25 protein-coding genes are annotated in these 21,133 nt (G+C 69.1%); 18 read left to right on the top strand and 7 right to left on the bottom strand.

What is annotated here, in order from left to right; translation table 11 throughout:
* Window positions 1–147: 147 nt before the first annotated feature.
* The 17 genes from KLK06_RS35940 (at window position 148) to KLK06_RS35860 (ending at window position 14,492) form a co-directional block, all read left to right on the top strand.
* Entirely contained in the window at window positions 148–1,443 is a 1,296-nt protein-coding gene (locus KLK06_RS35940; RefSeq protein WP_214640069.1) for a retropepsin-like aspartic protease, read from the top strand.
* Between the two features lie 158 nt (window positions 1,444–1,601).
* On the top strand, window positions 1,602–2,270 hold the full coding sequence (locus KLK06_RS35935) for a hypothetical protein (RefSeq protein WP_214640068.1): 669 nt from the start codon (window positions 1,602–1,604) through the stop codon (window positions 2,268–2,270).
* 110 nt (window positions 2,271–2,380) lie between these two features.
* On the top strand, window positions 2,381–2,896 hold the full coding sequence (locus tag KLK06_RS35930) for a hypothetical protein (RefSeq protein WP_214640067.1): 516 nt from the start codon (window positions 2,381–2,383) through the stop codon (window positions 2,894–2,896).
* Window positions 2,893–3,957 (top strand): peptidoglycan-binding protein, encoded by a 1,065-nt coding sequence (locus tag KLK06_RS35925; RefSeq protein WP_214640066.1) that lies wholly within the window; start codon window positions 2,893–2,895, stop codon window positions 3,955–3,957. The genes KLK06_RS35930 and KLK06_RS35925 overlap by 4 nt, the downstream gene beginning before the upstream one ends.
* Window positions 3,954–4,688: an ABC transporter ATP-binding protein gene (locus tag KLK06_RS35920; protein WP_250906535.1), complete on the top strand. Its 735-nt coding sequence runs from the start codon at window positions 3,954–3,956 to the stop codon at window positions 4,686–4,688. The genes KLK06_RS35925 and KLK06_RS35920 overlap by 4 nt, the downstream gene beginning before the upstream one ends.
* Complete coding sequence (locus tag KLK06_RS35915; protein WP_214640065.1) at window positions 4,685–5,881, top strand: ABC transporter permease; 1,197 nt, start codon at window positions 4,685–4,687, stop codon at window positions 5,879–5,881. The genes KLK06_RS35920 and KLK06_RS35915 overlap by 4 nt, the downstream gene beginning before the upstream one ends.
* A gap of 30 nt (window positions 5,882–5,911) precedes the next feature.
* On the top strand, window positions 5,912–7,426 hold the full coding sequence (locus KLK06_RS35910; protein ID WP_214640064.1) for an alpha/beta fold hydrolase: 1,515 nt from the start codon (window positions 5,912–5,914) through the stop codon (window positions 7,424–7,426).
* Between the two features lie 29 nt (window positions 7,427–7,455).
* A complete protein-coding gene (locus tag KLK06_RS35905; protein WP_214640063.1) occupies window positions 7,456–8,181 on the top strand; it encodes a hypothetical protein in 726 nt (241 codons plus the stop codon).
* Window positions 8,182–8,384: 203 nt separating this feature from the next.
* Window positions 8,385–9,068 carry a hypothetical protein gene (locus KLK06_RS35900; RefSeq protein ID WP_214640062.1) on the top strand — a complete coding sequence of 228 codons (684 nt, stop codon included), beginning with the start codon at window positions 8,385–8,387 and terminating at the stop codon, window positions 9,066–9,068.
* Window positions 9,069–9,393: 325 nt separating this feature from the next.
* Window positions 9,394–9,753, top strand: a complete 360-nt coding sequence (locus KLK06_RS35895; protein ID WP_214640061.1) for a peptidase inhibitor family I36 protein — start codon at window positions 9,394–9,396, stop codon at window positions 9,751–9,753.
* Between the two features lie 231 nt (window positions 9,754–9,984).
* Entirely contained in the window at window positions 9,985–10,554 is a 570-nt protein-coding gene (locus KLK06_RS35890) for an ABATE domain-containing protein (RefSeq protein WP_214640060.1), read from the top strand.
* A 95-nt stretch (window positions 10,555–10,649) separates the two neighbouring features.
* Window positions 10,650–11,096 carry a VOC family protein gene (locus KLK06_RS35885; RefSeq protein WP_214640059.1) on the top strand — a complete coding sequence of 149 codons (447 nt, stop codon included), beginning with the start codon at window positions 10,650–10,652 and terminating at the stop codon, window positions 11,094–11,096.
* On the top strand, window positions 11,096–12,016 hold the full coding sequence (locus tag KLK06_RS35880) for a pyridoxamine 5'-phosphate oxidase family protein (protein WP_250906534.1): 921 nt from the start codon (window positions 11,096–11,098) through the stop codon (window positions 12,014–12,016). Before KLK06_RS35885 ends, KLK06_RS35880 begins: the two co-directional genes overlap by 1 nt.
* A 64-nt stretch (window positions 12,017–12,080) precedes the next feature.
* The gene (locus KLK06_RS35875) at window positions 12,081–12,710 is read left to right on the top strand and encodes a TetR/AcrR family transcriptional regulator C-terminal domain-containing protein (protein ID WP_214640058.1); all 630 of its coding nucleotides are present in this window, start codon (window positions 12,081–12,083) and stop codon (window positions 12,708–12,710) included.
* Between the two features lie 62 nt (window positions 12,711–12,772).
* Window positions 12,773–13,957, top strand: coding sequence for a cytochrome P450 (locus KLK06_RS35870; protein ID WP_214640057.1), 1,185 nt, complete (start codon window positions 12,773–12,775; stop codon window positions 13,955–13,957).
* A gap of 82 nt (window positions 13,958–14,039) precedes the next feature.
* Window positions 14,040–14,246: a hypothetical protein gene (locus KLK06_RS35865; RefSeq protein WP_214640056.1), complete on the top strand. Its 207-nt coding sequence runs from the start codon at window positions 14,040–14,042 to the stop codon at window positions 14,244–14,246.
* A gap of 3 nt (window positions 14,247–14,249) precedes the next feature.
* Window positions 14,250–14,492: a DinB family protein gene (locus KLK06_RS35860; protein ID WP_214640198.1), complete on the top strand. Its 243-nt coding sequence runs from the start codon at window positions 14,250–14,252 to the stop codon at window positions 14,490–14,492.
* On the opposite strand, the gene KLK06_RS35855 is transcribed toward KLK06_RS35860, so the two are convergent.
* Genes KLK06_RS35855 through KLK06_RS35845 form a run of 3 tightly spaced genes read right to left on the bottom strand, consistent with a single transcriptional unit; the run spans window position 14,489 to window position 16,233 of the window.
* Window positions 14,489–15,574, bottom strand: coding sequence for a Zn-dependent alcohol dehydrogenase (locus tag KLK06_RS35855; RefSeq protein WP_214640055.1), 1,086 nt, complete (start codon window positions 15,572–15,574; stop codon window positions 14,489–14,491). The two genes, KLK06_RS35860 and KLK06_RS35855, sit on opposite strands and share 4 nt — an antisense overlap.
* An 18-nt stretch (window positions 15,575–15,592) precedes the next feature.
* A complete protein-coding gene (locus KLK06_RS35850) occupies window positions 15,593–15,784 on the bottom strand; it encodes a ferredoxin (protein ID WP_214640054.1) in 192 nt (63 codons plus the stop codon).
* Window positions 15,781–16,233, bottom strand: a complete 453-nt coding sequence (locus KLK06_RS35845) for a pyridoxamine 5'-phosphate oxidase family protein (protein WP_214640053.1) — start codon at window positions 16,231–16,233, stop codon at window positions 15,781–15,783. Before KLK06_RS35845 ends, KLK06_RS35850 begins: the two co-directional genes overlap by 4 nt.
* An 85-nt stretch (window positions 16,234–16,318) precedes the next feature.
* Here KLK06_RS35845 and KLK06_RS35840 point away from each other — a divergent pair, with 85 nt between their 5' ends.
* Window positions 16,319–16,948 (top strand): class I SAM-dependent methyltransferase, encoded by a 630-nt coding sequence (locus KLK06_RS35840; RefSeq protein ID WP_214640197.1) that lies wholly within the window; start codon window positions 16,319–16,321, stop codon window positions 16,946–16,948.
* Here KLK06_RS35840 and KLK06_RS35835 read toward each other — a convergent pair.
* From KLK06_RS35835 to KLK06_RS35820, 4 genes are all read right to left on the bottom strand, one after another.
* Window positions 16,945–17,940: a DUF1702 family protein gene (locus tag KLK06_RS35835; RefSeq protein WP_308168606.1), complete on the bottom strand. Its 996-nt coding sequence runs from the start codon at window positions 17,938–17,940 to the stop codon at window positions 16,945–16,947. The genes KLK06_RS35840 and KLK06_RS35835 overlap by 4 nt on opposite strands.
* Window positions 17,941–18,060: 120 nt before the next feature.
* Entirely contained in the window at window positions 18,061–19,101 is a 1,041-nt protein-coding gene (locus KLK06_RS35830) for a prenyltransferase (protein WP_214640051.1), read from the bottom strand.
* The gene (locus KLK06_RS35825) at window positions 19,098–19,814 is read right to left on the bottom strand and encodes a class I SAM-dependent methyltransferase (RefSeq protein ID WP_214640050.1); all 717 of its coding nucleotides are present in this window, start codon (window positions 19,812–19,814) and stop codon (window positions 19,098–19,100) included. Before KLK06_RS35825 ends, KLK06_RS35830 begins: the two co-directional genes overlap by 4 nt.
* Before the next feature lie 42 nt (window positions 19,815–19,856).
* A complete protein-coding gene (locus KLK06_RS35820; protein ID WP_214640049.1) occupies window positions 19,857–21,101 on the bottom strand; it encodes a glycosyltransferase family 4 protein in 1,245 nt (414 codons plus the stop codon).
* Window positions 21,102–21,133 lie beyond the last annotated feature (32 nt).

Here is a 21,133-nt window from a genome sequence, read left to right as displayed (position 1 = left end):
CGGCTGGTTCATCGGCGAGGGCGGGTACCTGGCTTTGAGCATCAGTGAGGCCCACGAGGCCGGAAACGGGGAAGAAACACGCTGCTGGCTTCAATGCCTCCCATGACTGGACACCGATCAGCGTCGACATGGTTCGGCGACGAGAGCATGGATCGACGTAAGTTCCTGCGGCGGGCCGGTCTGGCCGTCGGCGCCGGCGTGCTGCTTCCGCAACTGGGGGCGCCCCGGACGAGCGCGCCGCTCTCCGTGGCCCTGAGTTCCGCGACATTGAGTATCGACCCCGACCAGCTTTTCAAGAACGGCGAATTCAAGCAGGCCGATCGGGGCTATGCCTACCTCCTGCGCAAGGAGCCCGGCAACGCGCACGCCGTGGCACAGCGCGGACGCATCGCGCTGCTGTCCAACAAGTTCGACGACGCCGAGAGGTTCCTGGCCAAGGCCATCGAGCTGGCCCCTGGCGACAACTTCTCGAAGCGGCAACTGGCGGAATGCTTCGTCCGGCAGGACAAGGTCGCTCGCGCGGTTCCGCTGCTGCGGGGCACCGGCGATCCGAGTGACGCGGCATTCGCCACCCAGTACGCCAGCGTGTCCGGCACGCCGTACGAGCTGCGGGGCGCGCAGAAGACGCGCGTCCCCTTCGTGTGCGTCGATCCTCTGCCCTGTGTCAAAGGCGCGGTGAATGGGGGTGAGCAGAAGAACTTCTTAATCGACACGGGGGCGACGCTGGCCTTCTCGAGGGAAATGGCGGAGCGGGCCGGTCTTCGCGCGGTTTCCACCAGCACGAGCCATCCCGCCGGGCAGACTCTCACGACATATCACGGCGTCATGGAGTCGTTCCGGCTGGGTGACATCGTGCTGCGTAATGTTCCGGTCGTCTGGTACGACCTGAGAATGCCGGACCTGCCGGACGGATCTCAGCCGTCGGGCGTTATCGGGACCACGCTGCTTTATCACTTCCTGGCCACGATGGATTACGCGAAGCAGGCGCTTGTCCTGCGGCGGAAAACGGGAACGCAAGTGCGGGACCTCCAGGCGGAGGCCCGGCGTACCGGGGCCGATCGCCTGCCGTTGTGGCTGGCAGGCGATCACGTCCCCTGCACGCTGGGCAGTCTCAACGACTACGGGCCACGGGTGGCCTCCCTCGACACGGGAGGCATGGGCATGGGCATCATGACGACCGAGGAGAACGCGAAACGAGCCGGTATCGAGATCGACTACGAACACCCGACGACAGGCGGCGGGATGACGAGCTACCCGATCACTCCGGCCAGGATAAGCCTCGGCCGCAAGGTCGGCCGGAACATTCCCGGTGTCGTCGGCGGATGGCCGTGGCTCGAGCTTTTCGGGTTCGAGACGATCGCCAACTTCACCCATGAGTTCTTCAAGTCCTACGCCATCACCTTCGACTATGCGGACATGAACTTCTATATCGCGAGCAGATAGCGCGGGCCCTTCGCGGAGTCCTCGGGTAGTGAACGGTCCTGTTGGGAGGACCGTTCCCCCGAGGGCTCCTTTCGCGTTTCCGGGCGTTGAAACGCTTCGCTTCGCTCGGTCCAAGTACAGGCGTAGGGGAGATCGGCTGGGTACGTGGAGGGACGCGCATGAACACCATCTTCGAAGAGCGCCTGCTCGGTGCGCTGAAGGAAGAGATCACCACAAGGAGGCCGACACCGGTGCGGCGGCGCGGTCCAAGTCGGCGTTTCCTGGCGTTGTCCGGCGCGCTGGCGGGGGCCGCGGCGACCGCCAGCGTGGCGCTCACCGCGTCCGGGGGAGCCGGCACACCGGCCTACGCGGTGGTCAAGGGCGCGGACGGATCGGTCGAGGTGTGGATCAACGAGTTCCACGACTCCGACGAACTGGAGGCCAAGCTCGCCGCGGTGGGGATCACGGCGGTGGTCGACTATCTGCCCGCGGACCGGACCTGCCGGGAGCCCCGGGGCGAGCAGGGGACCGCCGGGGGAAGGATGCGGGTCGGCATCGGCAAGGACGGCAAGGGGATCGCGTTCAAGATCAGCAAGGGGCGGATCGGGGTAGGTGAGACGCTGGTTCTGGCGATCTCCATGGACCGGGCCGGCGCGGACCGGCCACCCGTTGCCACCTCGCTGCAGGTGGTCAAGGGGGCGGCCGCGAGTTGCGTGGTGACCCCTCTGCGCCTCCCCGGCGATCCGTCCGGCGACGAGAACACGCAAGACGACGGTCCCACCAGCGACATCGAGCGCAGCGGTACGGACGACAGTCCCGGCCCGAGCACCGCCACCCGTAAGCCGTAAATCGGGTCCACCGGGCTCCGCGTCACTCACCTCATCCTGCACCTGCCGGCCCCGCCAACCGCGCGGCCGGTGGATACCTCATGCCCAAAAACCACCCAACAAGGAGAGATATGAGCATCCGTCTGCTGCTAGCCGTACCCGTACTGGCCCTGGCCCTCACAGCGTGTGGCGCGAAGGCCGGGGAGGGGGACGTCGCCAGCGCGAGCGGCAGCACAACCAGTCCCGCGGCGTCGGCCTCGGCGTCCACCGACAGGCGGGCGGCGGGGCTCAAGTTCGCCCAGTGCATGCGCGAGCACGGCGTGGACATGCCCGACCCCGAGCCCAACGGCCCGGTCGCCATTCAGCAACGCCCGGGAGACGAGCAGAAAGTGCAGAAGGCCCAGGAAGCGTGCAAGCAGTTCATGCAGGCCGCGGTAGGCGAGAAGGGGAAGGGGCTCGATCCGCAGAAGCAGGACCTGTTGGTCAAGTTCGCCCAGTGCATGCGCCAGCACGGCATCGACATGCCGGACCCGGCCGCCGACGGGCGGATCGAGATCAATATCAAGGAGGGAACCCCGGAGGAGAAGGTCAAGGAAGCACAGACGGCGTGCAAGCAGTTCGCCGGCGACCTCCCGCTCCCGCGGTGAAGAAGGGCCTCGCGTTCAGCGGCGCCGCCCTCCTCGCGGCGGCGGCCTGGGCGGTGTTGGCCCTGCTCGACGGTGGCGGCACCGGCACGGCCTCGCCGAGCAAGGTCACGGTCCCGGCCACCGCGGCAATCGCCAGGCAGGACCTGGTGGACACGAAGACCGTGGACGGGGCGCTCACCTACTCCGGTGAGCGCCTCCTGACGAGCGGTGCCGCGGGCACGGTGACGTGGGTGGCCGCGGAGGGCACAGTGATCCGCCGCGGCCACCCGCTGCTCAAGATCGACCGGAAGCCGCTCGTCCTGATGTATGGCAAGCTGCCCCTCTACCGGCAGCTGGAGCAGGGCGTTAGCGACGGCCCGGACGTCGAGCAGCTGGAGCGCAATCTGAAGGCGCTCGGCTACGGCGACTACCTGACCGTGAACGAGAGCTTCAGCTACGCGACCTACCTGGCCGTCAGGCAGTGGCAGGACGACGTAGGTCTGCAGAGGACGGGGCGGGTGGACGCGGCGCAGGTCGTGTTCGTGCCCGCCGCGGTCCGGGTGACCGCAGCGAAGGTCGAGGTCGGCGGGCGTACCGGCCCGGGTCAAGGGGTGCTCACGGTCAGCGGCATCCGGCGGCTGGTCCACGTGGATCTCAACACCGACTACCAGGCGCTGGCCAGGAAGGGTGCCAAGGTCAGCGTCAAGCTGCCGGGCGGCGAGCGGATCGCCGGGAAGATCACCTCGGTGGGTACGGTCGCCAAGTCCGCCCAGTCTGGACAGGGGCAGGACAACGGCGAGACGACCGTCGATGTCGATATCACCCTGAACAAGACGCCACGCACCAAGCTGGATCAGGCCCCGGTCGACGTCGAGCTGGAGAGTGAACGCCACAAGGGCGTGCTCGCCGTGCCGGTCGAGGCGCTGCTGGCACTGCGCGAGGGCGGGTTCGGCGTCGAGGTGGTCGAAGGCTCCGCCACCAGGATCGTGCCGGTGCAGGTCGGCGCGTTCGGCAGCGGCAAGGTGGAGATCAGCGGTACGGGCCTCGCGGAGGGCATGAAGGTAGGGGTGCCCGCCCCATGAGCTTTCGCGAGATGTGCATCGTCGAACTGCAGGGCGTGACCAAGGTCTACGGAGGACAGGTCGAGGCGCTTCGCGGTGTGGACCTGACGGTCGAGTACGGCGAGCTGCTGGCCATCGTCGGCCCCTCCGGCTCCGGTAAGTCGACCATGCTCCAGCTGATCGGAACTCTGGACCGGCCGACGGCAGGGACCGTGCGCATCGCCGGCTACGACGTGGCCGAACTGTCGGACCGGGAGCTGTCGGCGCTGCGCGCCCGCCACCTGGGATTCGTGTTCCAGCAGTTCCATCTGGCCGTCGGCGTGAGCGCGCTGGACAACGTGGCCGACGGCCTGCTCTACACCGGCACCGCGCTGCGCGAGCGCCGCGAGCGGGCCGAGGCCGCCCTGACCCGGGTCGGACTGGGCCACCGGCTGGGGCACAAGCCGAACCAGATGTCGGGCGGCGAGCAGCAGCGGGTCGCGGTTGCCCGGGCCGTGGTGGGTGATCCGCCGCTGCTGCTGGCCGACGAGCCGACCGGCAACCTCGACTCGCACTCGGGGGCCGAGGTGCTGCGCGTGCTGAGCGACCTGCACGCCGCCGGGACCACGATCGCGATCATCACCCATGACACCGAGATCGCCGAGTGGTGCCCGCGGCGGGTCCGGGTACGCGACGGCCAGATCATCGCCGACGACGGCCCCGGCGACATCCGCCACCCTCCTGCGGAGATCGCGAAGGGAGCCCGCCCATGACGCGCGCGAGACTGTCACCTGCCAGGCTCAGCGCCGTCGACGTGCTGCGGGTCGGGGCGGCCGGGCTACAGGCCCGCCCCACCCGGGTCATCCTGTCCGCGCTCGGCATCGCCATCGGCATCGCCACCATGATCGCGGTGATCGGCATCTCGTCCTCGTCACGGGAGCAGCTGCTGCGCCAGCTCGACCGGCTCGGTACGAACCTGCTCACCGTCTCGCCCGGCCGTACCCTGTTCGGCGACAAGGCCAAGCTGCCCACCTCGGCGCTCAGCGTGGTCAAGCGCATCGGTCCCGTCAACACGGCCTCGGCCACCGGAACGATCGATACCACCGTACGGCGTACCGACTACATCCCTGAGGCCGTGACCGGCGGCATCTCCGTCCAGGCGGCGAGCACCGAGCTGCTGACCACGCTGGAGGGCGGCGTCACCAAAGGGGTATGGCTGAACGCCGCCACCGAACGGGCCCCCGCGGTCGTGCTCGGCTCGGAGGCCGCCAAACGCCTCGGCCTCGGCAGGATCGGCGTGCGGGCGTGGATGGGCAACCAGTGGTTCACCGTCATCGGCATCCTGGGGCCGATGCCGCTCGCCCCGGAGATCGAACGCTCGGTGCTCCTCGGGTTCCCCGCCGCAGAGACGTACCTGGGTTTCGACGGGCACCCCACGACGATCTACGAGCGTTCGGGCGAGGAGGCAGTGGAGGCCGTCAGGGCGGTACTGCCGCGTACCGTCAACCCGGAGAACCCGGAGCAGGTCGAGGTCAGCAGACCATCGGACGCGCTGGCGGCGCGGGCCGCCGCCGCGGACGCGTTCACCAACCTGCTGCTCGGGCTCGGCGCGGTGGCACTGCTCGTCGGCGGGGTCGGCGTGGCGAACACGATGGTGATCTCGGTGCTGGAACGGCGCAAGGAGATCGGTCTGCGGCGCTCCCTGGGAGCCACCCGGGGGCAGGTGCGCATCCAGTTCCTGTCGGAGTCCCTGCTGCTCTCCGCGCTCGGCGGCGTCGTCGGGTCGGTGCTGGGCGCCCTGGCCACGGCCGGCTACGCGGTGTCGCGGGGCTGGCCACCCGTCGTGCCGCCGTGGGCGATCGGCGGGGCGGTCGGCGCCACGCTCGTCATCGGCACGATCGCCGGCCTCTATCCCGCCATGCGCGCCGCCCGCCTGTCCCCGACGATCGCCCTGGCCACCACCTGAGTTCCACATGACGAAAAGTGAGGCATATCCATGTTCCCAGTTCCGACAGCCGCCGCCATAGCGCTGGCGTTCCTGCTCGCAGGTACGCCCAACGCGGCAGGACAGTCCCAGCCGGCGGTCAAGTGGGGCTCCTGCCCCGCCTACTCCGACGAGGTGATCCGGGCCCGCGGCTTCTCCGACGCACAGATACCGAAGTTCCGCGTCCTGCTGAGCCGTATGGAGTGTGGAAAGGTCAGCGTTCCGCTGGACTACCGCAAGCCGCGCGGCCGGCAGATCACCATCGCGATCACCCGGCTCAAGGCCGTGGATCGCGCGCACCGACTGGGCAGCCTGGCGCTCAACCCGGGCGGGCCAGGTGGCAGCGGGTACGTCATGCCCATCGAGATCATCCTGATGAACGCGACGAACGCACAGCTCAACGACCGGTACGACCTGATCGGCATCGATCCTCGCGGAGTCGGCTTCAGCACCAAGGTCAACTGTCCGCCCCCCGGCGGAAAGCCCCCGGCACCGGGCCCGCTGACCAAGGAGGCGGCCAAGAGCATCTATGACAGCGAAGTGGCCACGAACAAAGCCTGCGGGCGCTCCGATCCCGGCTTCCTCGGCCGGCTCACCACCGTGAACATGGCGCGCGACCTTGATCGGGTACGGGCGGCGCTGGGTGAGCGGAAGCTTGACTTCTTCGGCGTGTCCTGGGGCACCTGGCTCGGTGCGGTGTACCGCAGTACCTTCCCCGGCAACGTGGGCCGCATGTTCCTGGACAGCGTGGCGCTGCCGCGGTTCCGGCTGGACGATTTCGAGGACGGCCGCGCCGCGGCGGCCGAGCGCGATTTCTCCCGCATGGCGGCCTGGATCGCGCGGCACCACGACACCTACGGCTTCGGTACCACCGCGAAGAAGGTGCGGACCGCGATTCTGGCGCTCGGCCGCGCCTACGACGAGACCCCGAAGCGGTACACCGACGTGGCGATACCCGCCGATGGCGGGCTGGTCGCCATGCTGGCCTCCCAGGGCTCACTGGGCTGGCCGCGAGCCGCCAAGGCGCTCAAGGAACTGCGCGAGGACACCGGCACCACCGCCCCGCCCACCGTCAAGGAATTCCTCAGCGGAGGTCCGCAGCAGCCGCCGCCGGCCGACGCTCCCGAGCAGCTCAACATGACAACGAGCCAAGTGGTCTTCTGCAACGAGGACCCCAGCCGCCTCGGCTTCTCCAAGGCCTGGACCGCGTACCAGCGGCGCCTTGAGCAGAACCCGGTGACCGGCAGGGCCGGCCGCTTCTCCGCCGGCTGCGCCGGCTGGCCGCTCCCGGCGCAAAAGGTGCGGGTGCACCGCACCGCAGGTTCGCTGGTGCTGTCCGGACACCGCTACGAAGCCATTTCCCCGTACGAGTGGACGACGCAGATGCGGTCGGCCATCGGCGGCAAGGTGTTCACCGTCAAGGACGACATGCACGGGTCCGTTCTGCGGGAGTGCCCCGCCGGCCTGGTGTCGTACTTCACCACGGGCCGAATCGCCAAGGGCTGCGACGGCGCCGCGACGCCGTAGAACTTTTACCCACATCGAGAGGAATCTTCATGCAGAAAGCAGCGGACCCAAAGCATCTCATTCTGAATTACCAGAAAAGCCAGCCCCACGGCTGGCCGGCGAAGCCGGGGCAGGAGGTCGGCGCGACCCTCGGCGGGCACACCGCGGCCAAGGACTTCGCGTACAACGAAAAGTCCTACCGGATCAGCCTGCTTCCGTTCGGCCAGACGGGTGATTCCCCCCATCCGATTTACGAGGATGTTCCGGCCGACCCGGCCATCGATTTCAAGCGGACCCTCGCCAAGGCGTTCGGCACCTACTACTCGTTCAACTATGCGGGCGGTTTCCGCGGCGGGCACGAGTTCGAGGTCCAGTCGTACAGCGTGTACGCCGACCAGGACGGCTCGCCCGACCTGAGCTACGGTGCCGATCTGTACATCGCCTGCGACCCGGACCTCCGCCAGGGCACCCTGCGATGGATCCAGGTCGTCAGGCGGATCGGGACCACCGGATCGTCCGAGAGTCAGGTCGACAACATCGGACGGCCCAACCCCTTCTATAAATATGGGGGGCGTACCTCGGTCTACGGCGACCAGGTGTTCAATTTCACCTGCGGCGTCCTGCCCGATATGGCGTCCGTCCTGTCGGACGTCCAGTTCATGGCCGAAGCATTCCTCGTGCGGGACACCGGGACCAGGGGCGCGGGCGGGAAGGCCGTCGTCAATATCTTCGGCGGCATCAAATACGGCTGGCAGGTGCAGGAAAGAAGGCCGTGAAACGGCACCCAGCGCGTAAACCGGCCACGACGATTTCGAGGTTGATCAATCTTATGCGTCCAATCCATGTCACAGACCCACGCGTAACACGAAGGTCTCTGCTGCAAGGAGGAAGCCTCCTCGGCCTGTCCGCGCTCGTCGCCGGGCCGATGTCCGCCGCAGCCGTATCCCGGACCCGGTTCTCGGAGACAGCCGCACACCTCGTGCTGGATTACCGGTCCAGCCGGCCGCACGGGTGGTATCAGGGGTCCACGGTCGGCGGGCACGTCACGTCCAAGGACTTCGAGTACAACGGAAAGTCGTACCGGGTCGCCCTGCTCCCGTTCAGCCAGTCGGGCGATAACCCGTATCTGGTCTACGAGGATGTTCCGGCCGATCCGGCCATCGGGTTCAAGCAGAATCTCGCCGAGGCGTTCGGGGCCCACTACTCGTTCAAGTACGTGGGTGGTTTCCGGGGCCGGAACGAGTTCCATGTCCAGTCGCACAGCGTGTACGTCAGCAAGCCGTCGGGAAACGTGCCCGGCCTGGACTGCGGGGCCGACCTGCATGTCGTCTACCGCCCGGACTCTCGCAAGGGAGATCCCGCCGCCAATGACAATCTGCTCTGGATCCAGGTCGTCAAGTCGGTGGGCCCCGCTCTCGACAACCTCTGGCGGGCCAACCCGTTCTATCTCGCCGGGGGACTCACCTCGGTCAACGGCGAGAAGGTCTTCAGTTTCTACGACGCGCCCTCGGTCGGGCTCGGGGGACCCGAACCCGATGTGCGATTCATGGCAGAGGCGTTCCTCGTGCAGGACACCGGGACCAAGAATGCGGCCGGGAAGGATGTCGTCAACATCTTCGGCGGAATCAGGTGGGGCTGGCAGCTGCAGGAACTGACGCGGTGATCCGCACTGCAGTACGGCTTCGGCTCGGTCACCACGCAGCTCATCAGGGCGGGTCTGCTGGACGAGGTCCGGTTCTGGATCCACCCGGTCCTGGAAGGCGCCGACAGCGTGACGACGCCGCTCAAGGACTTCAAGGCGTCGTTCGATCTGGTCGACACCAAGGTCATGAAGAGCGGCGTGATCATCGCCTCGTACAGGCCGGGGGTGCGCTACGCGAGGTGTCTGGGAAGCTACATGCTTGTTTACTTTCTGTCATCAAATGACTACTCACTGTTAGCTACTAAGTGTCTGTCATCCGCAGACTCCCCGAGAACAAGGAGTAGTCATGAAGGACCTCTCCCGCCGCACGGCGGTGGTCGTGGCCGTCCTGGCGTCCGCCACCGGGCTCGCGCTGCCGACCACCACCGCGCACGCGGCCGAGTCCTACCCGTGCCCCCGGGTCCAAGCGGTCTGCACCTGGACCGAGCCGGGCGGCCAGGGCGATCTAAGGCTGCTGTGGGACGATACGCCCTACATCGTCCCGCCCGTGCGCAGTGCACAGAACCAGACCCCGGAACCCTGGTGTTTCTACAACGCGCCGGGCTACCAGGGCGACGGGCGCCGGGAGGTCGCGCGCAACGAGACGGTGGCAGACTTCGGCTTCGACGCTCTCTCCGCCAAGCGGGGTCCCTGCCAATGGGAGTAGTAGTTCCGTCCGCCCGTCCGCCACTTCGGTAGGCGGGCATCGCGGGCGGTAGCGTCTCCGTCGCCTAAGACCGCGCCGCCGGGCCCCTCGAAAAGGGGCCCGGCGGCGCACCCATTTCCAGGTGCGAGCCCAGGCCCGCGGCTCACGGGACCGGGCGGGGAGTTGGCGGCGAATTCGCCCTACCCCGAGACTCTCACGGCTGACAGTGCCTGCGGGCGTTAGATTGAGGAGATGTCCCTGACCCTCGATTTCGTCAGCACGATCAGGGCGGAGCGGTCCGGATTGATCGACCGCCTGTCCGACGTCGAAGGCCTGACCGCCTGGGTGCGCGCACACGCGGCCGACTTCGACGTCGATCCCGGCTTCACCGCCACGGAGGGACTACGCGAGGAGACCGTACGCCTGCGCCAGGCCGTACGCGCGCTGTTCGCCAGGGCCGTGGCCCCGGAGTCGCCGAGCCGGGCGGACGCGGCGGCCCTGCCCGGCTTCGCGGAATCGCTGGCCCTGGTCAACGCCGCCGCCCTGGCCGCTCCGCGAGCCCCGCAACTGTCCTGGAGCGGGGAGCCGGCCCTCGTCGTCGTGCCCGCCGTGCCGGCCGAGCCGTCGGCACGGGTCCGGGCCGCGCTCGGGACGGCGGCCGTCGAGTTCCTGGCGGGGCCTGAACGGGCGCAGTTGCGTACCTGCCAGGCCCCACGCTGCGTGCTCTATTTCGTGAAGGAACACCCACGTCAGGAGTGGTGCTCGACCCCCTGCGGCAACCGCGCCAGAGCGGCCAGGCACTACCGGGAGCACAAGAAGTGAGCCACATCTAACGCATGCGAAGCCGATTTGCCGTTATATAGTTCTTTCTAACGGCCAATCGGTCGTTCATGCGTTAGATGATGGGGGAGTGCGGAATGTCGTCGTTCCAGACCGGGCACATCGGGCTCAACGTCACCGACCTCACCAAGTCCATGGACTTCTACCAGCGCGTCTTCGGCTTCACCTCGGCGGGCGAGTCACAGCACGAGGGGCGCCGCTACGCGTTCCTGGCCCAGGACGGCACGCTCGTGCTGACCCTCTGGCAGCAGAGCGAGGGCCGCTTCGCCACCGCGCGGCCGGGGCTGCATCACCTGTCGTTCCGGGTCGCCGACCTCGCGGCGGTGCGGAGGGCCGAGGCGGTCATCAGGGAGATCGGGGCCACCCTGCACCACGACGGCGTCGTGCCGCACGGTGAAGGCGCGTCCTCGGGAGGCGTGTTCTTCGAGGACCCCGACGGCATCCGCCTGGAGATCTTCGCCCCGGACGGCGGCGGCGACCGCCCCGCGCCCACCTCTGGCGCGCCGACCTGCGGGTTCTTCTAATGGTGTCGTATTCGGACGAGGCCGCCGTCCAGCGGCTAATGGGGTCGCATCCGGGCGAGGTCGCCGTCCAGCGGCGGGCGGGAGTGCGGGGCGGGGAGCTCGGCAGCTCGCGCACCCGCCCGGAGATCCCGGAGGTGGCGGCCGCGTTCCTGCGGCAGCAGCGGTTGCTCGTCGCCGGCGCGGCCGACGACCTGGGCCGGCTCTGGGCGAGCGTGCTGACCGGCCCCGCCGGTTTCGCCTCCCCCGAGGACGACCGCACGATCGTCGTACGCGCGCTGCCCGGCGCGCCCGATCCTCTGCACGGGCTGTTCGCCGGGGAACGCGACCTCGGACTGCTCGCCATCGAGCCCCACACGCGGCGCAGGATGCGCGTGAACGGCACGGCCGTGCAGGCGGGCGAGGCGCTGGTGGTGTGGACGGAGCAGGTCTACTCGAACTGCCCCAAGTACATCCAGACCCGCGAGCCCACGACCGCCCCGGGCGGCATCCCGGCCAGTCTCGGTACAGGGACCACGCTGACAGCGCGCCATCAGGCGTGGATCGGCGCGGCGGATACGTTCTTCATCGCGACGGGCGCCGAGAAGCTCGGCGCGGACGTCTCACACCGGGGCGGCAATCCAGGGTTCGTGAAGGTCACGGGGCCGGGGTCGCTGGTGTTCCCGGATTACGCCGGCAACTCGATGTACATGACGCTGGGGAACCTGGAGGTCAACCCGGCGGCCGGGCTGCTGTTCGTGGACTGGGAGCGCGGGGAGACGCTGCACCTGACCGGCCGGGCCCTGGTGGACTGGGATCCGGGGGACGTGCCGGGGGCGCAGCGGCTGGTGCGGTTCGAGCTGGCGGAATGGGCGCACGTCGCGGGCTCGGTCTCGGCGGGCTGGACGAACCCGGGGTACCACCGCTTCAACCCGCCGGTCTAGAAAGGTCAAGCTCCGACCCTGCGCCCTGATTCGTCTTCACATGGATCCTGGATAAGTTCGCCTCATGAGCAAGCCCGCGCGTCCGACCAAGCCCACCCTGAGCCAGGAGTACATCGCGGGTGTCGCGTTGGCGGTGATCGACTCGATGGGGCTCGGCAAGTTCTCCATGCGCAAGCTCGGTGCCGAGATCGGCGTCGACCCGATGGCGGTCTATTACTACTTCGACGATCAGGAGGCCCTGTTCGACGCCGTCGCCGAGCTGCTGTTCGAGGAGTTCGACGTCGACTCGCTGCCCTGGCGGGGCACGTGGCGCGCGCTGCTCGAACAGTCCTACGGGCGCATGCGGGACACGCTGGCCGCGCACCCGCATGCCGTGCCGGTGTTCGCGTCCCGGCCGATCCGGTCGGCCAAGGCCATCGCCACGGGCAACCAGACGCTCGCTTCCCTGCGGGAGGCCGGATTCGCGCCCGAGGTCGCCCTGCAGATGACGCGCTCCCTGCGCGACTACACCATCGGCCACGCGATGGGCCTGGCCGCCGTCCAGTTGGGCGCGCGGCGGCGCAGCCGCAAGCCCGAGCCCGGGGCGCCCGGCTACAACCTGCTCGCCGAGAGCGCCGACGCCGTAGACATCGACCAGCACTTCGGCCTCGGCCTCACCGCGATGCTGGACGGCTTCGACCGGCTGAAGAGCTGAGCTGAACCAGTGGTGGACAGCCCGGGCGGTGGATGAAAGCGTCTGCTGTGAGAGGTGGGCGTATGAGGGACTACCCGCTCGGCGCACCGTACCGGCTGGAGCTGGACGACACGTACGGCTGGCTGCGCGAGCACGAGCCGCTGGCCCGGATCAAGATGCCGTACGGCGAGCCGGCCTGGCTGGTGACCCGCTACGACGATGTCCGCACGGTCTTCGCCGACCCGCGCTTCGGCCGGGCGGCCGCGGCCGGCCGGGACGTGCCGCGCATGTACCCGGAGCCGGTGCCGGGCGGGCTCTCCGACCTCGACCCGCCGGAGCACACGCGGATGCGGCGGCTGGTCGGCAAGGCGTTCACCGCGCGCCGGGTGGAGCTGCTGCGGCCCCGCGCCGAGGAGATCGTCGAGGACCTCCTGGATCGGCTGACGGCCCAGGGACCGCCCGCCGACCTGGTGGAGGGCTATGCCGTGCCACTGCCCGCGACCATGATCTGCGAGCTGCTCGGCGTGCCGTACGAGGATCGGGAGACGTTCCAGTCCTGGGCCGACGCGTACATGACGACGACCGCGATACCGCTGGAGCAGAAGATGGCGCGGCTGGGCGCGCTCGGCGGCTACCTGGCCCGGCTGGTGACGCGGCGGCGCGAGTCCCCGACCGACGACCTGATCGGCGCGCTGGTGCAGGCGCGGGACGAGCAGGACAGCATGTCGGAGGAGGAGCTGATCGGCTTCCTGATGACCCTGCTGGCCGCCGGATACGAGACCACGGCCACCCAGATCGCCAACTTCACCTACGCGCTGCTGACCCACCCCGACCAACTCGCCCTGCTGCGCGCGGGGCAGGTGGACCTGGCGGACGCGGTCGAGGAGTTACTCCGGCACGTCCCGGTGACGGCGATCTCCGCCACGTTCATCCCGCGGTACGCCACCGAGGACGTGGAGCTCGAAGGCGGCACCGTGCGCGCGAACGAGCCGGTGTTCGCCGCCTACTACACCGCCAACCGCGACCCCCAGGTGTTCGAGGACCCAGAGCGGCTCGACCTCACCCGCAAGCCGCAGCCGAACTTCGCCTTCGGCCACGGCCCGCACTTCTGTCCCGGGGCGCCGCTGGCGCGGATGGAGCTTCAGGTGGCGCTGGCCGCGCTGCTGCGCCGCCTGCCGGACCTGCGGCTGGCCGTGGCGGACGAGGAGCTGAGCTGGAAGACCGGCATGGTCATCCGCGGTCCGGTCTCGCTCCCCGTCACCTGGTGATCACCGAGCCGACCGCCGCGCGGCGGCTCGCGCCCGGGTCGGGCTCCGCTATGGCGACGAGCGCGAGTGGGTGGAGGTCGGAGTGGAGAACGCCGCCAGTGCGGCGAAGCCCAACACGAATGTGGGCGGGGTGCCTGCCGTACGGACGGACACCGAGGTCACGCTGTTGCGGCCGGGCGCGAGTTACGCCACATATGCCAGGACGAGCCGGGCCGGTCAGCTCGACGCCCAGCGTCTGGGGGACCTGGCGGCGGCGGTGCGCGTGAAATCGAGCCGCTCTCCGGAATGACCCCTGTCCGGCCTGGAGAGCACGGCCGAGCAGGCGCTGGACCAGCTCGACCGGGCGTACGCGGTGTGGTCGTCGGGCGTGCGGGCGCTCGGCGAGGAGGGCATGGCCAAGCCGTGCGGCCCGGCCGAGGGCCCGTTCGCCGAACACCCGATGTCAGACCTGATCCCGCACCTCAACAGGGAGGCCATTCACCACGGCGCCGAGATCGCCCTGCTCCACGATCTCTGGGCGCCCACCAAGCATTAGTCCATGAGGACGATCTGGCGCAGCACCTCGCCGCCCTTGAGCGCGGCCACGGCGTCGTTCAGGTCGGCCAGGCGGATCCGGGCGCTGATCATCGACTCCAGGTCGAGCTGGCCGGCCTTGTAGAGCTTGGCGAAGTAGGGGAAGTAGTGCCGTACGTCCGCTTCGCCGTACAGGCTGGAGAGCAGGTTCTTGCCCTCGAACAGCAGGCTGAACGCGGAGATCGACACCATGTCGTCCACCGCGCCAGCGCCGACCACGATGACCTCGCCGCCCGCGCGGGTGACCTGCCACGCGCTCTGGATGGTGGCGGCCTTGCCGACCACCTCGAAGCCGTAGTCGAAGCCGCTGCCGCCGGTCAGCTGGTTCAGTGTCTCGGGGACCTGCTCGGGGGTGACGGCGTGGGTGGCGCCGACCTTCTTGGCCAGCTCGTGCTTGGACGCAAGGGGGTCGATCGCCAGGATCGTCCGGGCGCCGGAGATGCGCGCGCCCTGGATGACGGACAGGCCGACGCCGCCGCAGCCGATGACGGCGACGGTCGAGCCGGGCCGTACCTTGGCGGTGTTGATGGCGGCGCCCACGCCGGTGGTGATGCCGCAGCCGATCAGCGCGGCCGCCTCCCACGAGATGTCCGTGTCGACCTTGATCGCGCCCTGCCAGGGGATGACGATCTCTTCGGCCCACGTGCCGCACCCGGCCATGCCGAACGCCGTCTGGTCGCCGCCGAAGCGGAAGTTGCCCTTGGTGAACGCCTCGATCACGTACTTCATGCAGAGGTACGGCTGGCCGCCCAGGCACAGGTCGCAGTCCTGGCAGGACGGACGCCAGTTGATGATCACGTGATCGCCCGGCTGGACCGAGCTGACATGCTCGCCCACCTCGACCACTTCGCCCGCGCCCTCGTGACCCGGGACGAGCGGCACGGGCTGCGGCAGCACGCCGGACATGGCCGACAGGTCCGAATGGCAGACGCCCGTAGCCTTGATCCGCACCCGTACGTCGGTCGGTCCGACGGGGGTGAGGGTGACATCGTCGCGGATGTCGAGCTTGTCGTCGCCTACGGCATGCAGAAGGGCGGCGCGCATGGGGGGTTCCTCCTCCGGCTATTCCTCAAGGGAAAGAGCGGCTTTGGGGCAGGACCGGACCGCGTGACGGACGCGGTCCAGGAGTTCGGGCGGCGGTTCCGGGAGCAGGATGTGCAGCTGGTCGTCGTCGTCCACGTCGAACACCTCGGGTGCGAGCCCCATGCATACGGCATTGGCTTCGCACACCATTTCATCGAGCTTGATCTTCATGTGAGCCTCCTGTGGTCCCATGAGACCACTTTGGTGCGCTCGACGACGTATGCAACCCGCTTTCGTCCGGTCTGTTCGACATAGGGCAGCAGGAGATCGTCCGCCACGCCCGGGGTCATCCTGCGTGCGACCAGCAAGCCGACGGCCAGGACCTGCTCGGGCTCGTCCACTCGCTTGGCCTCGCCGTACAGCAGGACGCCGCGCAGCTCGTTGTAGTCCTCGCCCGTCTCGACCAGGCAGCTCACCCGCGGGTCGCGCTCCAGGTTGCGGACCTTCTGCGCCTTGGCGTAGCTCCAGAAGGCGATCCGCCCCTCGTCGAGCCCATAGAACATGGTCACCAGATGCGGCGTGCCGTCCGGGTTGATGGTCGCGAGCTGGAGCTTGCGGGCACCTTCCAGGAAGGCCGTGACCTCGTCTCCGGACATCGCGACGCGAGCGCGCTGATTCACGTTGCCAAGTAGAACAGGTTGCAGAATGCCGGGCAAGGGGGCGCTGGAATGTTGTTCGGTTCTACTAGGGTGCATCCCTATGACGATGCCGCCTGAACTGCGATACGCAGCCAAGCATGCCAAGGGATTCATGCCGGAAGGGGAGGGCCTGGCCCTGTTCGAGGCGGCTTGCCAGTACGGCAAACTCGGGCCGATCTGTGAGATCGGCACCTACTGCGGCAAGTCGGCCGTCTACCTCGGGGCGGCGGCCAGGCTGGCCGGGTCCGTGGTCGTCACCGTGGACCACCATCGCGGCTCGGAGGAGATCCAGCCGGGCTGGGCCCACCACGACCCGACGCTGGTCGATCCGCGGTTCGGCAAGATGGACTCGCTGCCGACGTTCCGCCAGACGATCGCCGCCGCCGGGCTGGAGGACGAGGTGATCGCCGTGGTGGGCCGCTCGGAGCAGGTGGCCCGGCTCTGGAACACGCCTTTGGGGATGCTGTTCATCGACGGCGGCCATTCCGACGATCCGGTGACACGCGACTACGAAGGCTGGGCTCCGCACGTCATGGCGGGCGGCGCGCTGGTCTTCCACGACATCTATCCGGACCCGGCCGCGGGCGGCCAGGCTCCCTACCGGACCTACCTGCGGGCGCTCGCCTCGGGCGCGTTCGCCGAGGCCTCGGCCGAGGGCTCGCTACGCGTTCTGGAACGGGTCGCTCCGGGGATCTAGTGCCGCTTCCCGCGTGCCCATGCTCTGCGGGTGTGGGCACGCCAGGACTGGAAGTCCTCATGGCTGTGCGGGTCGTGGCCGAGCTCGATGAGCGCCCCTTCGGCCCACGCGCCGGCCTCGTCGGGCTCCGCGCCCGCCAGGATCGGTACGGCCTGCGCCACGTGATCCGGCAGCGGCCCCGCCTGGAGCCCGGCGGACACGGCGAACGCGCACCCCTGGGCCAGATGGGCACGGAACCCGTCGGCCCCCGCGTGATCGGCCAGCCACCACAGCTCGTCGGCATTGGCGCCACCGGTGTGCGTGGCCGCGAACCCGACACCGCTCCACAGATCGCCCCGCCGGCCCGCCGGGAAGGCGGCGATCCTGGCGGCCACGTCGTCCGGCGAGGCGCACTCGTGGTACCAGAGCAGGCGGCCCAGACCCTGGTCGAAGATCGCGCAGTGGGCCCTGGTGAGCAGATCGGGCATGGTCCGCTCGCCGACCATCCGGTCGGCCCGCCCCAGGCTCCACTGGAACCCGAACCCGTCCACGGCCAGCCAGCGGAACAGCGGGTGCGTCTGCCGGGTGCCCCGCATGGGCCGCAGGCGCAGCAGCGCGTAGCCGCGCCCGGCACCCACGTGCACGGCGTACGGGTGGAATTGGGCGGGGCCGGCCAGTAGCTCGTGAAGGCGCCGGCCCCGGGTCATGGTGAGCAGATCGAGCACGGTGCAGGCGGCACCGGCCCCCTCATAGGCGAAGCTCCGCTGCTCAGGAGACATTTCATCGATTTTGCAGGCTTCACGCGAAACAGCGGCGTTGAAGCCGAAAAGATATGACCGCTCGGCCCCTTCGACGACCACCCGGGAATGTCCCTGCCGTAGCCGGAACCTCCGCCGGGCCAGATCGGCTTCGGACTGCTCCCTCAGCAGCAGCTTGCGTAGTCCGTGAACCGGCGAAAGCGTCGGCTCAGTCCTGTCCTGCTCCAAGAACGCTGTTGTGCCCGTGTCGCCCACGCTTCCCCCGAAGACGCCTCGTACGGCCACTCACGAAGCTAGTAACCGCAATGGGGCGTTCGGCGGTGCCGCTCCGCATTTCCCGGCAAAGAACCCGCAAAAGCCCTTGCGCGTACAAGATCACGCACGAGCGGGCGTGCAACCACACAGATGCGGCTCGGCGGGGGAGACGGAGGCGGCGCTGACGTCGCGGAAGATCCCCGCTCCCGAGGAGAAGGCGAACAACGCGTCCCCCGCGAGCACCGCCGCCGCGGCCGTATATCCGCTCCGCTCGTGCGGGAAATGGCGGTCGTTGGCGAACTGCCACCCCGTCCAGTACGAGCCGTCCTCATGGCGCAGGTGCTGCATGTCGGCGAACAGCCGGGCGGCGCGCTCGCGGTCGCCCAGCGCGTCGAGGGCCAGCGCCAGCTCGCACGTCTCCGCGCCCGTCACCCACGGCTGGTCCGAGACGCATCGGATGCCCAGCCCCGGCACCACGAACGTGCTCCACTCCCGCTCCAGCAGCTCTTCCGCCGCCGGTCCCCGGACGGCGCCGCCGAGCACCGGGTAGTACCAGTCCATGGAGTAGCGGCTCTTGTCGGCGAACGCCTCCGGGTGCGCGGCCAGCACATGGGCCAGGCGGTCGGCGGCCAGCTCCCAGTGCGGCTGCGGGTCGCCGAGGTGGTCGGCGAGCAGGACGCCGCAGCGCAGGCCCTGGTGGATCGACGAGCAGCCGGTGAGCAGCGCGTAGGAGGATGCCCGGCCCTGGGCGTCGCGCTCCCAGACGATCTCGCCGCGTTCGGTCTGCAGCCCCACGACGTAGTCGAGCGCCCTCTTGACCATCGGCCACCTGAGCTCGGTGAACCGCTGGTCGCCCGTCACCAGGTGGTGGTGCCAGACGCCGGCCGCGACGTAGGCGGCGTGGTTCGACTCGCCGCCCGGCTCGGTGGCGACGCCGTCGACCAGCTTCATCGCCCACGAGCCGTCGTCGCGCTGGTGCCGGGCCAGCCAGTCGTAGCCCCGCGTGACGGGGTCGCGCAGGCCGGCCACGGTCATCGCCATCAGGCACTCGACGTGGTTCCACGCGTCCACGTGGCCTTCCGGCCAGGGCACGCCGCCGTCGTCCTGCTGGATCGCCGAGATGCTCAAGGCCGTCTGAACGGCCTCCTCGCGTGAGATCACGCGGCGGGCTTCCTGACGTAGAGCACCACGCTCTTGCCGATGAGCGGGTTGAGCAGGGATTCGGCCAGCCGGGTGAGCGGCGGGCGCTTCATGATGTCCCAGACCAGCAGCTCGTGGTACGCCTTGGCGAGGGGATGGTCGTCGTTGTTGACGCCGACCGCGCACTTGATCCACCAGTACGGCGCGTGCAGCCCGTGGGCGTGGTGGTGGGGGCCGATGCGGAAGCCGGTGGACTTCAGCTTGGCCGACAGCTCAGCCAGCGTATAAATCCGGATATGTCCGCCGGGGGCCGTGTGGTAGTCCTCGTCCAGCGCCCAGCAGATCCGCTCGGGCAGGAAGCTCGGCACGGTGATCGCGGCCGTGCCGCCGGGCTTGAGCACCCGGAAGATCTCCCGCATCGCGGCCATGTCGTCGGGGATGTGCTCCAGCACCTCGGCCGCGATGACCCGGTCGAAGGAGCCGTCCTCGAACGGCATGTCCAGCGCCGTCCCCTGAACGGTCTCGCCACTGGCCTCTGGCGGCACCTCGCCCGCCTTGTCCATTGCCACGAACATGGCCGCCACGCTGTCCAGCTCGGACTGGTCCATGTCGAAGGCGACCACGTCCGCGCCCCGGCGGAGCACCTCGAACGCATGCCGGCCACCGCCACAACCCAGGTCGAGCACGCGCACGCCGGGCCCGACCGGCAGCCGGGCGAAGTCCACGGTCAGCACTTATCGATCTCCTTGAATTCGGTCGGGCGCTCGAAAGCTCTGTCAGCGGGTACGACGGGCCGCGATGGCCTCGCGGTACGCCTCGACGGTCTTCTTGGCGACGACGCGCCAGGTGTAACGCTCCATGACCCGCTCGTATCCGGCCTTGCCCACCCGCTCACGCTCCTCCGGGGAGTCGTGCAGGCGGCGCAGCACCGCGGCCAGCTCCTCGGCGTCGCCGGGCGCCACCTGGATCGCGGCGTCCCCCACCACCTCGGGCAGCGCACCCGTACGGCTGGCGACCAGCGGCGTGCCGCAGGCCATGTGCTCCACGGCCGGCAGCGAGAACCCCTCGTACAGCGACGGCACCACAGAGACCTCCGAGGTGGCGATGAGCTCGCCCAGCTCGTCGTCGGAGATGCCGTGCACAAAGCGGACCCGGTCCTGCAGTGACAGCTCCTGCACGAGCTGCTCGGTGGGCCCGCCGGGGGTCGGCTTGCTGACCACGGTGAGGCTGACGTCGCGCTCGGTGGCCAGCTTGGCCACGGCCCGCAGCAGCGTGGAGACGCCCTTCATGGGGGAGTCGGCGCTGGCCACCGCCACGATCGAGCCCTTTTTCTTCGGCTTCTCGGGACGGGGGTGGAAATAGCGGGTGTCGACGCCGAGCGGGATCAGGCGCATGTTCGCCTGCGGGACGTTGAAGTCGCGGTGGATGTCGGCCAGCGACGACTCGCTGACGGTCAGGATCGGGCTCAGCCGGGGCGCGACCTTGGCCTGCATCTTCACGAACGCGTACCAGCGGCGCATGGTCAGCTTCTTGGCGCCGGTGGCGGCCTCCAGCTCGATGCGCCGGTCCACGCTGATCGGGTGGTGGATGGTGCCGACCACCGGGAACAGCTTCTGGATGCCGAGCAGGCCGTAGCCGAGGGTCTGGTTGTCCTGGACGACGTCGAAGTCGCCGACCCGCTTCTTCAGCGCGCGATGCGCCCGCAGCGTGAACGTCAGCGGCTCGGGGAACCCGGCGGTCCACATGGTGCCGACTTCCAGCCAGTCGATCCAGTCGCGGTACTCGTGCAGCTTGGGCGTCCTGAACGGGTCCTCGTCGCGGTAGAGGTCGAGGCTCGGCACCTTCTGGAGGATCACGCCCTCGTCCAGCTCCGGGTACGGCTGGCCGGAGAACACCTCGACGTGATGCCCCAGGGCGACCAGCTCGCGGCTCAGGTGGCGGAGGTAGACCCCCTGACCGCCACAGGTCGGCTTGCTGCGGTAGGACAGCAGTGCGATCCGCAGCGTGTCGCTCACGGACACCCCTTTCTCGCCCGGTAAGCACCCAGAGATGG

The organism is Nonomuraea sp. NEAU-A123, assembly GCF_018603905.1.
Taxonomy (GTDB): domain Bacteria; phylum Actinomycetota; class Actinomycetes; order Streptosporangiales; family Streptosporangiaceae; genus Nonomuraea.
Note: the sequence above shows the minus strand (reverse complement) of the source record. Positions and strands in the feature narration are given on the sequence as shown.